A 13,211-nucleotide genomic window follows, 5' to 3' on the forward strand; every position below is an offset into this window, starting at 1 on the left:
CGTCGGTGCTCGGGCTGTCCGCGCCGTCGCCGTGGTCTGTCGGGCATAGGTTTTTGGAGCGCGGCCTTGACGCCCTTCGCATCCGACGCCGCCCCACCCGCTCGGCCATCAGCTCACCCAGGCGACGCCCGGCCCCGGCTCTACCTCGGCGGACCAGGGTTCTACTTCGGCGGACCAGGGTTCTACCTCGGCCGTCGGGGTGGCGGGCCGGAAGCTCGCGTCACGGGCGGAAGACGTCCTCGATGCGGCAGCCGAACACCTCGGCGATGCGGAACGCGAGAGGGAGCGACGGGTCGAAGCGGCCGCGCTCGATGGAGATCACGGTCTGCCGCGACACCCCGAGACGGGTGGCGAGCTCGGCCTGCGACCACCCCTGCTCTGCGCGGCGCGCGGCCATGTCGTTGTCCACGGGCGCCCTAGGACTCGCGCCGCGAGACGACGGCGTGCCGGACGAAGAAGTCCACCATCGCCACCAGGACGACCACCGCGAGGGCGAAGGAGACGCTCAGCTCGAGCCCGGTGAGACTGACCGCGGTGAGCGTGAGCCCGGCGACGATCAGCACGTCCCAGAACGCGCCGGCCGCCGCGCGCTCGGTCCACCGCCGCTCGACGTTCTCCTCGGCGTGCGGCTCGGGCGCGCTCGCGCGCGGCAGGACGACGAGGTACCAGCCGAGCATGAACGCCGGCGGCAGGACGCACACCGTGAACACGGCCGCGACGAGCCAGAAGTCCTCGCGCCGGAACATTCCCGCGGCGACGCCGACGGACCCCGCGACGGCGAGCGCGACCAGTGCCGCGCCCGCCCAGGCCCACCAGGGCGCGCGCCGCCCGCCGTCGGCCAGGGTTCGGGGATCGGGGGCGTCGTCGTCGCGGGACGGAACGGCGGGGTGGGGCACGGGACTCTCCTCCTTGGTCAAGTGTGCTTGACACCTGAAGTCAACCGCGCTTCCCGAGCACGTGTCAAGCACGCTTGACCACTTCGCGACGGTGCCACCCGTCGGCTCCTGGTGTACGAAATCCCTCGCGGCCGACCCCTAGGGTGAGCGGATGCCCCTCGGTCGCGGATTCGGCGTTCTCTGGAGCGCAGGTGCGCTGTCCAACCTGGCCGACGGGATCGCCTTCGTGTCGATGCCGCTCCTCGCGGCCGAGATGACCGACGACCCGCGTCTCGTGGCTGGTCTGGCCACGCTCTATGCCCTCGTCCGCCTGGTGGTCGCCCTGCCGATCGGTGTCTGGGTCGACCGGATCGACCGCCGGACCCTGATCGTGACGGCCAACCTGCTGCGGGGTGGCGTGCTGCTGGGGCTGGCGCTCACGATTCAGCTCGGCGTCTCCTCCCTGGTCGTCCTGTACGCGACGATGGCCGTCGTCGGGACGTTGGAGAGCACGGCCGACAGCGCGGCCGTGGCCGTCGTGCCCTCTCTGGTCGGCCGCGACCGGCTCGACACCGCCAACGGACGGATCGCGGCCGCTCAGCTCGTCGCCGACGAGTTTGCCGGACCTCCCCTTGGCGGCTTCCTCTTCGCGCTGGCGGCGGCCGCACCCGTCTTCGCGATGGGGGGGCTGTGGGCGGTAGCGGGCGTGGTCGCCCTCGCCCTGCCGATCCGCATCTTGTCGAGGTCACGGGCCCACGCACCCGCCACGATCCGACCATCGATCTACACCGAGGCGCGCGAAGGGATCGTCTGGCTCGCGCGCCACCGCGTCGTGGGCAGCCTGGCACTCGTCGGAGCGATCGCGAGCGTCGGCTACATGCTGCCGTTCTCGATCCTCGTCCTCCTCGCCCAGGAGCGCCTCGGGCTGGACGGCGCCGGATACGGGCTCCTGCTCGCCTTCTCCGCGCTCGGTGGGCTGCTGGGCACCTTCCTCGCGCCCCGACTGCGACCACGTCTGGGATATCGGTGGACGATCGTGGCGAGCCTGGCTCTCGCGGCGCTGGCTCTCGGAGGGCTCGCCCTCACGAGGAACCCGTTCGTCGCCGGAGTGCTCCTGGCGCTGTACATCCTGCACGCGGTGGTCTGGGGCGTCTGCGCCGTCTCGATGCGACAGCGACTCGTCCCCGACGAGCTGCTCGGGCGCGTCGGCGGCGCCGGACGCGTGCTCGGACTCCTGGGGCTCGCTGTCGGGTCAGCGCTCGGCGGAGTCCTCGCCACGATCGACCTGGTCGTCCCGGTCTTCGCCGGGGCCGTCGTCTTCGTGGCCTGTTGCCTCGTCGCGAAAGTCACGCTGCGGGACGACCGAGGGCCCGACGACGAGGCCGCGACCGGACGGCGCCGAGAGGCGCGGTAGGCCGACCCCCTCGCCGTCGCCCGTCGTCCACGACCTGGGCGTCAGTCGCGCGGCTCGCGCGCGGTGAGGACGACCGGGCCGTCCGGGGTGATCGCGATGGTGTGCTCGCTGTGCGCGCCGCGCGACTCGTCGGCCGAGCGCAGGGTCCAGCCGTCGGGGTCGGTGAAGATCTCGTCGGTCGTCTCGAGGAACCACGGCTCGATCGCGATGACGAGGCCCGGCTTGAGCGGGAAGCCGCGCTTGCGGCGGCCGTCGTTGGGGATGTGGGGCTCGCCGTGCATCGTGCGGCCCACGCCGTGCCCGCCGAAGTCGGTGTTCACCGTGTAGCCGGCGGCGTGCGCGACGTCGGCGATCGCGGCGGAGATGTCGCCCACCTTCTTGCCGGGCTGGGCGGCGGCGATGCCCGCCTCGAGCGCACGCTCCGTCGTCTGGATGAGCTTCGCGTCCGACTCGCCGAGCGCGCCCGCGCGCGGCGTGCCGACGACGAACGAGAGCGCCGAATCCGACACCCAGCCGTCGACCGAGGCCGCGAAGTCGATGCTCAGCAGGTCGCCGTCGCGCAGCGCGTAGTCGTGGGGCAGGCCGTGCAGCACGGCGTCGTTGACGGACGTGCAGATGACCTTGCCGAACGGGCTCGCGCCGAACGACGGGTGGTAGTCGATGTAGCAGGACTCGGCGCCCCGCTCGCGGATCATCGCGTGCGCGATCTCGTCGAGCTCGAGCAGGTTGGTCCCGACCTTCGTGGCGGCGCGCACGGTGGTGAGGACGTCGGCGACGAACCGTCCCGCGGGCCGCATCTGCTCGATCTCCCGCGGCGTCCTCAGCTCGATCATCGTGGTCCTTCCGGTTCGAGGTCGTGCCCGACGGCGCGGTGCCGGTGGGCGCGGTGCCGGCACACGGGTGCCGTGCGGGCGTCCCCACGATATCGGTCGCCGCGCCGGCGCGAGGCGACAGCACGGTGGAGCGCACCGGCGAGGCAAGCGCTTGCATCGATCTGCTCACGATGTGGCACGGCACCTCGCCAGCCACCGCAGGGCGTGGCAGCATCACCCGTCGTGGCAGGTATCGATGACGTCGCCAGGGCCGCCGGGGTGTCCACGGCGACCGTCTCGCGCGCCCTGCGCGGCCTGCCGAACGTCTCCGAGGTCACCCGCCTGCGGGTCCTCGCCGAGGCGACGCGGCTCGGGTACGTGCCCACGCCGTCGGCGTCGTCGCTGGCGACCGGCCGCACGCGGACCATCGGCGTGCTCACGCCGTGGGTCAACCGGTGGTTCTTCGCCAACGTCATCGAGGGGGCCGAGCGTGCCCTGCGCGACGTCGGCTACGACGTCCTGCTCTACACGTTCGACGTCCGCCGCACCGCTGCCCGCCGGCGCGTCGACCCGAGCGTCCTGCGGCACCGGGTCGACGGCACGCTCGTCGTCGGGCTGCCGCTGGACGACGACGAGGTGCGCTCGCTCGTCGGGCTCACGCGCCCGCTCGCGTTCGTGGGATCCGGGCCCGCGGACCAGGTGACCGTGCGGCTCGACGACGTCGCGACGGGCCACGCCGCGACCCGGCACCTGATCGACCTCGGTCACCGCGTGATCGGGCACGTGACGGGCGTCCCCGACCTCGTGTCGTCGTGGTCGCCCCCCGTGGAGCGGTCCCTGGGCTACGAGCGCGCGCTCGCGGAGGCGCGGATCGCCGTCGACCGCTCGCTCGAGGTCAACGGGGACTTCGACGTCGCGGGCGGGCGCGAGTCGACGACGGAGCTCCTGCGCCGGCGGCCCGACGTGACGGCCGTCTTCGCGGCGTCGGACGAGATGGCGATGGGCGCGATCCTCGCTGCGCGCGACGCGGGACTTCGCGTGCCGCAGGACCTGTCGGTCGTCGGGGTGGACGGGCACGACCTCGGCGAGCTCGTCGGGCTCACGACGATCGCGCAGGACGCCTACCAGCAGGGCTTCGACGCCGCGATGCTGCTCCTGGAGATGATCAACGGCGCGCCCGTACCGGAGAGCCTCACCTACCCCACCGAGCTCGTCCGCCGTGGTTCCACCTGCCCGCCGCGCGTCTCGTCGTAGGTGGGCACGTCCGCGACCTGCACCTCGCCGCGCGGTGCCCGAGTGTCGGTGGGAGCGCGGCCACCGTGCTCAGGGCGAGAGAGCGCGGTCTCGGCACACGTGACGCAATCGTTACGCAAACTCGCCTCTCCTGTGCTTGCGGGTCGGAGATGCAACCGCTTGCATGGTGCTCAGGGCGGGAGCGCACCAGCGCTCGCGACGACGCGTGCGCCCGGTCTCACAGGACCGGGTCAGCGGCGTCCGGACCCACGACGATGTGGAGGGCTGACATGACCAGGACCACGAGGACCAGCGCGGGACGTCGCCGCACGCTGGCCGTCGCCGCCGGTGGCGCGAGCCTCGCGCTCGTGCTCGCCGCGTGCGGCGGTGGCGGAGACGGAGGCGGCGACGAGGAGTCGCCCACCGCCGAGGTGGACTGTGCCGAGTTCGAGCAGTACGGCGACCTCGAGGGCACGACCGTCACGGTCTACGCGACGATCGTCGACACCGAGGCCGAGCAGCAGCAGGCGTCGTACGAGCCGTTCGAGGAGTGCACCGGCGCCACGATCGAGTACGAGGGCTCCAAGGAGTTCGAGGCCCAGCTCCCCGTCCGCATCCAGTCCGGCAGCGCGCCCGACATCGCGTACCTGCCGCAGCCAGGCCTCCTGCGCCGGATCGTCGCGGACTTCCCGGACGCGATCCTGCCGGTCGGCGAGGACGCCGCGGCGAACGTCGACGAGTACTACACCGAGTCGTGGAAGGAGTACGGCACGGTCGACGGCACGCTCTACGCGACCCCGCTCGGCGCGAACGTGAAGTCGTTCGTCTGGTACTCGCCCTCCATGTTCGAGGACGCGGGCTACGAGGTCCCGACGACGTGGGACGAGCTCATGGAGCTCTCCGACCAGATCGTCGCCGACAACCCCGAGGGCGACGTCAAGCCCTGGTGCGCGGGCATCGCGTCCGGTGAGGCCACGGGCTGGCCGACCACCGACTGGATGGAGGACGTCGTCCTGCGCACGGCCGGGCCCGAGGTCTACGACCAGTGGGTCAACCACGAGATCCCGTTCAACGACCCGCAGATCGCCACCGCGCTCGCGTCGGTCGGCGACGTGCTGAAGAACGAGGACTACGTCAACGGCGGCCTGGGCGACGTGAGCTCCATCGCGACGACCGAGTTCACCGAGGGCGGGTACCCGATCATCGACAGCCTGTGCTACATGCACCGCCAGGCGACGTTCTACCAGGCCAACTGGACGACGCTCGACCCCGAGCTCGAGGTCGCCGAGGACGGTGACGTCTGGGCGTTCTACCTCCCGGGCGAGACCGCCGAGGACAAGCCGCTGCTCGGCGGTGGCGAGTTCGTCGCGGCGTTCGCCGACCGTCCCGAGGTCCAGGCCTTCCACGCCTACCTCTCGAGCCCCGAGTGGTCCAACGCCAAGGCGAGCGTGACCCCGCAGGGCTGGATCAGCGCCAACAGCGGCCTCGACCCCGAGCTGCTGCAGTCGCCGATGGACCGCCAGGCGTACGAGCTGCTCACCGACGAGAGCTACACGTTCCGCTTCGACGGGTCCGACATGATGCCCGCCGCCGTCGGCTCGGGCGCGTTCTGGTCCGAGATGACGGAGTGGATCGCGAGCGACAAGGACGACGAGGCCGTGCTCGACGCCATCGAGGCGGCCTGGCCGACCTCCTGACCCGCGAGCGACCCGGGGCCTGACGGCGCGGCACGACCTCGCGCCGTCGGACCCCGGGTCCACGCACCGACCCGGGGGCGGGTCGCCCGGGCACTGCCCAGGGCGGCCCGCCCCCGGTGATCACCGTCGCCGTCCGGCCGCCGCCGGCCACCTCAGGAGCTCTCACATGGACTGGTTGCTCGAACCCGCCGGGACGGGGGGCAAGCTCGCGGTGATGATCGTCGCGATCCTGCTCTTCGTCGTCGTCATGGGCCTGATCCTCTTCCTCGTCGACCGGCCGAAGCGCGTCCCCGGCTGGGCCATCGCCGTCGCCTTCGCCGGGCCGGCCGTCCTCATGATCGCCTTCGGCCTGCTCTACCCGGGCCTGCGCACGATCCGGGACTCGTTCTTCAACCGCACGGGGTCCACGTTCGTCGGGCTCGACAACTACGTCACCGCGTTCACGCGCGACGAGTTCCAGGTCGTGCTGCGCAACACCGCGGTCTGGGTCATCGTCGTGCCGCTCGTGTCGACGTTCCTCGGCCTCGTGTACGCCGTCGTCGTCGACCGGTCGCGGTTCGAGAAGTTCGCCAAGACGCTCATCTTCCTGCCGATGGCGATCTCCATGGTGGGCGCCGGCATCATCTGGAAGTTCATGTACGAGTACAAGCCGGCGAGCCAGCCGCAGATCGGGCTGTTCAACCAGCTCCTCGTCTGGGTCGGTCTCGAACCGCAGCAGTTCCTGCTCAGCGCCCCGGCGAACACGTTCTTCCTCATCCTCGTGATGATCTGGATCCAGGCCGGGTTCGCCATGACGATCCTCGCGGCCGCGATCCGCGCGATCCCGGACGACATCGTCGAGGCGGCGCGGCTCGACGGCGTCGGCGGCATGCGGATGTTCCGCTACATCACCGTGCCGAGCATCCGGCCCGCCCTCGTGGTCGTCGTCACCACCATCGCGATCGGCACGCTCAAGGTCTTCGACATCGTCCGGACCATGACCGGAGGCCGGTTCGAGACGTCGGTCGTCGCCAACGAGTTCTACACGCAGGCTCTGCGGCAGGGGGAGCAAGGCCTGGGCGCCGCGCTCGCGGTCATCCTCTTCATCCTCGTCGTCCCGATCATCGTGTACAACGTGCGACAGCTGAAGCAGACGGAGGACATCCGATGAGCGCCCCACTGTCCGCCTCCGTGCCCGACGCCCCCCTCGTCGACGAGACCCCCGAGGAGGGCAGCGGCAAGGGACTCGTCGCGGGCCTCGACGCGCGCGCGGAGAAGGTGCGCCGCAAGGTCTCGTCGCGGCCGGCGTCCATCATCGCCATCGTCCTGGCCGTCCTGTGGACGATCCCGACGTTCGGGCTCCTCGTCACGTCGTTCCGCCCACCCCGCGAGATCCGACGCACGGGGTGGTGGGAGTCCTTCGCGAACCCCGAGTTCACGTTCGACAACTACACCGACGCCCTGTTCGGCGGGTCGACGAGCTTCGCGACCTACTTCATCAACTCGATCGTCATCACCCTGCCGGCGGTGATCATCCCGATCACGCTCGCCTCGCTCGCCGCGTACGCGTTCGCGTGGGTCGACTTCAAGGGCCGCAACCTGCTCTTCGTGGCGGTGTTCGCCCTCCAGGTCGTCCCCATCCAGGTCACGCTCGTCCCCCTGCTCACGCAGTACGTCAACTGGGGGGTCGACGGGTCGTTCTGGCCGGTCTGGCTCTCGCACTCGATCTTCGCGCTGCCGCTCGCGATCTTCCTGCTGCACAACTTCATGAAGGACATCCCGCGCGAGCTCGTCGAGGCCGCCCGCGTCGACGGCGCAGGGCACGTGAAGATCTTCTTCCAGGTGCTCATGCCCCTGCTCGTCCCCGCCATCGCGGCGTTCGGGATCTTCCAGTTCCTCTGGGTCTGGAACGACCTGCTCGTCGCGCTGACGTTCGCGTCAGGCCAGGACACCGCACCGATCACCGTGCGGCTCGCCGAGCTGTCCGGGTCGCGCGGCGCGAGCTGGCACCTGCTCCCCGCGGGTGCGTTCATCTCGATGGTCGTCCCCGTGGTCGTGTTCCTCGCGCTCCAGCGGTACTTCGTGCGGGGGTTGCTCGCGGGGTCGGTCAAGGGCTGAACCTCTCCGGTTCGGTCGTCGTGGTTCGGCCGCCTCCGCGGTGGGTCCCGGGACGCGCGCGCGGTCTACCATCCGGCCGCTCGTTCCTCGCGGCCTCCCGCCAGGCCCGCCACGACCGCGCGCGCGTCCCGGGACCCACCGCTCGTCCTTCGTCTCGCCCTGGTCGGTGGGTCGTGGCCGACGGCGGTCGGTCGGGCTGGTCGTGCGTCGTGTTTGACGGCGGTGGGTCGGGCTGGTCGGTGGGTCGTGTCCGACGGCGGCCGGTCGGCCTGGTCGTAGAGTCGTGCGGTGTCCGTCCGTCCTGCCGCCGCCCTCGGGCGGGTGCCCGTTCCGGCGCTGTTCGTCGTCTCGGGGCTGACGCAGTACCTAGGGGCGGCGATCGCGGTCGGGCTGTTCGCCGTCGCCGGGGCGATCGAGATCGGGTGGCTGCGGATCGCGGCGTCCGCGGTCTTCCTGCTGGCGTGGCGCCGACCGTGGCGGCGGTCGTGGACGCGGCACGACCTCGGCTGGGTCGTGGTGTTCGGGGTCGCGCTCGCGGCGATGAACCTCGCGTTCTACGTCGCGATCGACCACCTGCCGCTCGGGACCGCCGTCGCGATCGAGTTCCTCGGGCCGGTCGCCGTGGCGGCCGTCACGGGGCGCGGGTGGCGGGAACGGGGCGGGATCGCCGTCGCCGCGGCGGGCGTCGTGCTCCTCGCCGGGGAGACGATCGAGTCGGACCTTCCCCGTGAGGACGTGGTGCTCGGCCTCGGCGCGATCGCCGTCGCGGCCGCGTGCTGGGCGGCGTACATCGTGCTCGGGCGCCGTGTCGCGGTCGCCGGGTCCGGCGTGACGTCGCTCGCCGTGGCGATGACCGTGGGCGCGCTGGTCTTCGCGCCGTTCCTCGCGCCGTCGGCAGTCCCGGTGCTCGGGGACTGGCGGCACGTCGTCGCGGTCGCCGGGATCGCGCTGTTCTCCTCCGTCGTCCCGTACGCGCTCGAGCAGGTGATCCTGCGGCGGGTCAGCGCCGCGACGTTCTCCGTGCTCCTGGCCCTGCTCCCCGCGACCGCCGCGGTGATCGGCGCGCTCGTGCTCCGGCAGGTCCCCACGTTCCCCGAGCTGGTCGGGCTCCTCCTCGTCTCGGGCGCGATCGTCATGACGGCACGCGGCTCGGAGGAGCCCGACCCTCAGCAGGAGATCTCGCCGAACGGCACCTCGTAGGTCTGCTGCCGGCCGTCGTCGGCCGTCGCGAGCACGGTCGCGGTCCCGGCGGCCAGGGTCGTCGTCCGGGCGTTGAACGACTGGTAGGCGGACCGGCCGGGGACGATCGACGCGAACTCTCGCGCCCCCACCGGCGTCGTGAGGCGCACGGCCACCGGGTCGGGCTCTGCGTTGGTCGCGCGGACGGCGACGTACGCCGTCCCGGCAAGGCACCGCGCGGACGCGGCGACGTCCGTGAGCTGCACGCCGGGTGACGCCAACGGCCGGACGACCACCTCGTCGAACCACGCCTTCGCCCGGGCGCCGGGGTCGAGCGCCTTGTGGTTGGCCGACGCGTACAGCGCGATCTTCACCGGGAACTCGTCGTCGACCGCCTCGAACGTCCACGCGTTCTCCCGCGTCCACGTCTGCCCGTCGAGCGAGTACCACGGCGTGACGACGTCGCCCACGCGGTACAGCCGCAACGACACGGAGATCCGCGACGGGTCGTCCGCCCGGCCGTTGCCGTCCCAGCAGCAGCGGGTGCTCGCCGGGTACTCCTGCGAGTGGTGCTCGGACCGTGGCGGGCACGCGTCCGCCGAGTACTGCGTGGTGGCGACGTTCGCCCCCGGCACCGGAGCGTCGAGCGGGCACTGCGCGCCGTCGGGCAGCGGGGTCAGGGAGCTGCGCGCGGTGACGACCTGCGTGAGCATGCCGTTCCACGACACCAGGTTGGAGACGTGGTGGTCGTCGTCGCTGTACAGGGCGATCCCGGCGGACAGGTTGTCCACGTGCGGGTCGAAGTGGAGCGTCGTCTCCACCATGAAGTCGCCCTCCGGGGCGTCCTGCAGCAGGACGTTGCTCGTGAGCGGCAGCTCCGGCGGGTCGTCCCTGTTCGCGTTCACCCGCTGGTAGGAGTCGAGGTGACCGTTCGTCGTGAGCTCGAGAGCACCCGTCGGCGCGTAGCCGTGCAGCGTGGCGTCCTCCCGCAACCAGGTCCACTGCTCGCCGACCGTCCCCCCGAAGGAGTCGGAGCGTGCCGTGTCGACCGGGCCCGTCTCGGGCGGCCCGTCGATCGTCGCGACGAACGGCACCCGCGGGACGAGCGAGACGTTGTCGAAGTCGGCCGCCGCGCCGTCGGTGAACAGACCGACGTGCACGTCCCCGGCGCCGGGGGCGTCGGGAACCGGCAGGAAGAGATCCACCAGCGGGTTGCGGTCGGAGTTCTGGAACGTGGCCGTGACCGTGGGCCCGTCGTCGCCTGCCGGGTCGAGCTCGAGCACCAGGTGGTTCCACGTCGTGAGGTCGATGCCCGCGGGCAGCTCGCCCGTCTGCGGGGTGCCGGTCGTGCCGTCGGCACCACGGCGGACGACCGAGACGGTCCCCGTGGCGGCGTCGACGCTCGCCTCGACGCGCACGGCACCCGGTCCGGCCCCGCCGACGACCAGCGCGCACCCGAAGGTCCCGCTGTCGGTGGCGGCGCGCACGTCGCACTCCGCCCGGAGGCCTGGGGCCTCGTACGGCGCGCCCGCGCTCATGACGGTCTCGGCCCGACCGGCGGTCTCGAGCTGGCTCAGGTGCCCCCGGCTGACGATGTCGTCCGGCTGCGCCACCCACCGTCCGGCGACGTCGACCCAGCCGGTGCGCAGGCCGCCGTCGCCCGCGGGAGCGGCGGCCCCCGCAGGGTTGAAGTCGTCGCCGACGGCGGGCGTCGTCACCGGGGCGACGCCGCCCCCGGTCGGGCCGGAGCCGCCGTTCACCACGGGCCAGCCGTCCTCGGTCCAGTCCATGCGGTCCAGGTAGAGCTGGCGCTTGAGGCCGCCCTCCGTCTGCCCGGCGTCGGTGCCCCACGGGTCGTCCTCCTGGACGCCGTGGTAGTACATCCAGTCCTGGCCCGCGAGGTCCTCGAGGATCGCCTGGTGGCCCGCGCCGACGACGCCGTCGCCGTTCTGCCGCAGGGTCGGGAAACCGCCCGCCATCCCGGCGAGGTTCCACCAGCCCGGCCAGGTCCAGGGCTCGTCCCCGGGCTGCAGGTCCGGCGGCGAACCGTAGCCCCAGTACATCGGGAGCCCGCGGTGGTCCACGAAGTTGCCGCGGTTCCCCTGCGCGTCCAGGTTCCCGTAGGGCTGGTTGCCGCGGTTCGTCGAGACGCTGTACGGCGTGTTCGAGCCCTCGCAGCAGTTCGACTGCGAAGCGACCAGGTAGTAGAGCCGCTCCTGCCCCACGAGGTGGGGCCACAGGAACGAGCCCTCGTAGCGGATCTGGTGGCCGAACTGCACCGCGGTGCCCTCGATCACGGACAGCCCGTCGTCGGCCAGCTCGTGCAGGCGGTTGCCGCCGAAGTACGACCCCTCGTAGAGGTACCGCGTCCCGTCCGGGCCCTGGTAGACGTGCGAGTCGATGACCCAGTCGTAGCAGCCCGCGTCGCCGGGGTCGGTGCACCAGCCGATCTGCGGCGGGACGATCGGGCCGGTGGTGAAGGTGCCGCCCGCGGACGGCCCGGCGTCCGTCCACGGTCCGACGGGTGTCGGCGCCGTCGCGACGCCGATCGCGTAGGCCCCTTCCGGGCTGCCGTACCGGGGCAGGGCCTTCGCCTCGTCGGTGCTGTAGTAGAGGTGGTAGCGCCCGTTCAGGTAGTGGGCGTCCGGCGCCCACGCGCCGACAGGGCTCGCGATCCATTCGGGAGCGTCCTCGAACACGTCGCCGACGTGCTCCCAGCTCGCCATGTCCGCGGAGCGGAAGATCGGCAGCGTGTGGGGATCCGGGTCGCCCTCGAGGTACGTGCTGGTCGTGTAGAGGTAGTAGTAGCCGTCCTGGGCCCGGATGATGCTCGGGTCGGGCGCGTTCTCGTCGACGACCGGGTTCTCGTACGTGTCGTCGGCGGCGGCGGGAGCCGACGTACCGGACGACGTGGCGGCCGCGGCCCGGCCGGGCTGGACCGCCGCAGCCGACCCGGCGGCAGCCCACGCCGACGCCGCGACGAGCCCTGTGACCATCGTCCGGGCGACCAGCGTGCTGCGTCGTCCTCGTGCCGTGGGCGCCATCGTCCCGGCTCCTCTCGGTCCCGGGTGGCGCGTCGTTGCACCACCGCGTTCACTGTAGGGAGCATGAGCACAACCGCGCAAGAGCCAACAAATATCAACACACGACAGGACCGGCTCTCAGAGGTACTGGCCAGGTGAGGGGCGACCGTCGTGCTCGTCGGGTCGCCCGCCCGGACCGCCCGGCTGACCGGGGATGCCGCCGGGCCCACCCGGGCCCATCGGCAACGAGCCCGGAGGCAGCGCCCGTCGCATCTGCGTCAGCTGTGCCTGCGCGGCCATCTGCTGGGCGACGAGGGCCGTCTGGATCCCGTGGAACAGCCCCTCGAGCCACCCGACGAGCTGGGCCTGGGCGACGCGCAGCTCGGCGTCCGTCGGCACCGTGTCGTCGGAGAACGGCAACGTGATCCGGTGGAGCTCCTCGACGAGGTCGGGGGAGAGTCCGTCCTCGAGCTCCGTGAGCGAGCGCTCGTGGATCTCCGCGAGCCGGGAGCGTGCCGCCTCGTCGAGCGGGGCGTCGCGCACCTCGTCGAGCAGCTTCTTGATCATGCCGCCGATGCGCATGACCTTCGCCGGCTCCTCGATCACGGTGGTGGGGTTGCGGTCGGGATCGGTGGAGTCGTCGCTCTCGACGACGCTCACGCCCGTGCCGTCGGGCATGACGACCGTCGTCCGCCCGGGCGCCGCGTCCGCGTCCTCCCGTGGTCCGGTCTCGGTGTCCTCGGGCTCGGTGGAGCCGGTGGGCTCGACCGGCTCGGTGGGGCGGGGGTCGCTCGGTGCGTCAGCCATGGGGACAGTCTTGCGCCTGGCGCCCACGCGCGCACGAACCGGTGCCGCACGGACGCGGTGCCACACGACGAGGG

At 72.0% G+C, this 13,211-nt stretch carries 11 protein-coding genes; 6 read left to right on the forward strand and 5 right to left on the reverse strand.

Annotated features, from left to right (window positions below; all coding sequences use genetic code 11):
* Positions 1–220: 220 nt before the first annotated feature.
* A complete protein-coding gene (locus AC4H2H_RS04250) occupies positions 221–397 on the reverse strand; it encodes a helix-turn-helix transcriptional regulator (RefSeq protein WP_494369575.1) in 177 nt (58 codons plus the stop codon).
* Positions 398–416: 19 nt separating this feature from the next.
* The gene (locus AC4H2H_RS04255) at positions 417–896 is read right to left on the reverse strand and encodes a hypothetical protein (protein WP_494369576.1); all 480 of its coding nucleotides are present in this window, start codon (positions 894–896) and stop codon (positions 417–419) included.
* A 151-nt stretch (positions 897–1,047) separates the two neighbouring features.
* Between AC4H2H_RS04255 and AC4H2H_RS04260 the strand changes: the two genes are divergently transcribed.
* The gene (locus AC4H2H_RS04260; RefSeq protein ID WP_494369577.1) at positions 1,048–2,289 is read left to right on the forward strand and encodes an MFS transporter; all 1,242 of its coding nucleotides are present in this window, start codon (positions 1,048–1,050) and stop codon (positions 2,287–2,289) included.
* A gap of 41 nt (positions 2,290–2,330) precedes the next feature.
* Here the strand turns inward: AC4H2H_RS04260 and map are convergent, their stop codons facing one another.
* Positions 2,331–3,122, reverse strand: a complete 792-nt coding sequence (gene map / locus AC4H2H_RS04265; RefSeq protein ID WP_494369578.1) for a type I methionyl aminopeptidase — start codon at positions 3,120–3,122, stop codon at positions 2,331–2,333.
* Between the two features lie 222 nt (positions 3,123–3,344).
* On the opposite strand from map, the gene AC4H2H_RS04270 reads away from it, so the two are divergent.
* The 5 genes from AC4H2H_RS04270 (at position 3,345) to AC4H2H_RS04290 (ending at position 9,328) form a co-directional block, all read left to right on the forward strand.
* On the forward strand, positions 3,345–4,355 hold the full coding sequence (locus AC4H2H_RS04270) for a LacI family DNA-binding transcriptional regulator (RefSeq protein ID WP_494369579.1): 1,011 nt from the start codon (positions 3,345–3,347) through the stop codon (positions 4,353–4,355).
* A 269-nt stretch (positions 4,356–4,624) separates the two neighbouring features.
* The gene (locus AC4H2H_RS04275) at positions 4,625–6,031 is read left to right on the forward strand and encodes an ABC transporter substrate-binding protein (protein ID WP_494369580.1); all 1,407 of its coding nucleotides are present in this window, start codon (positions 4,625–4,627) and stop codon (positions 6,029–6,031) included.
* Between the two features lie 166 nt (positions 6,032–6,197).
* Positions 6,198–7,181 carry a carbohydrate ABC transporter permease gene (locus AC4H2H_RS04280; protein ID WP_494369581.1) on the forward strand — a complete coding sequence of 328 codons (984 nt, stop codon included), beginning with the start codon at positions 6,198–6,200 and terminating at the stop codon, positions 7,179–7,181.
* A complete protein-coding gene (locus AC4H2H_RS04285; RefSeq protein WP_494369582.1) occupies positions 7,178–8,128 on the forward strand; it encodes a carbohydrate ABC transporter permease in 951 nt (316 codons plus the stop codon). The genes AC4H2H_RS04280 and AC4H2H_RS04285 overlap by 4 nt, the downstream gene beginning before the upstream one ends.
* Before the next feature lie 288 nt (positions 8,129–8,416).
* Positions 8,417–9,328, forward strand: coding sequence for an EamA family transporter (locus AC4H2H_RS04290; protein ID WP_494369583.1), 912 nt, complete (start codon positions 8,417–8,419; stop codon positions 9,326–9,328).
* On the opposite strand, the gene AC4H2H_RS04295 is transcribed toward AC4H2H_RS04290, so the two are convergent.
* Both AC4H2H_RS04295 and AC4H2H_RS04300 read right to left on the reverse strand, forming a co-directional pair.
* The gene (locus tag AC4H2H_RS04295) at positions 9,295–12,351 is read right to left on the reverse strand and encodes a family 43 glycosylhydrolase (protein ID WP_494369584.1); all 3,057 of its coding nucleotides are present in this window, start codon (positions 12,349–12,351) and stop codon (positions 9,295–9,297) included. The two genes, AC4H2H_RS04290 and AC4H2H_RS04295, sit on opposite strands and share 34 nt — an antisense overlap.
* Positions 12,352–12,468: 117 nt before the next feature.
* Positions 12,469–13,137, reverse strand: coding sequence for a bacterial proteasome activator family protein (locus AC4H2H_RS04300; protein ID WP_494369585.1), 669 nt, complete (start codon positions 13,135–13,137; stop codon positions 12,469–12,471).
* Between the last annotated feature and the right edge of the window lie 74 nt (positions 13,138–13,211).

Source organism: Cellulosimicrobium sp. BMG9.22, assembly GCF_059159975.1.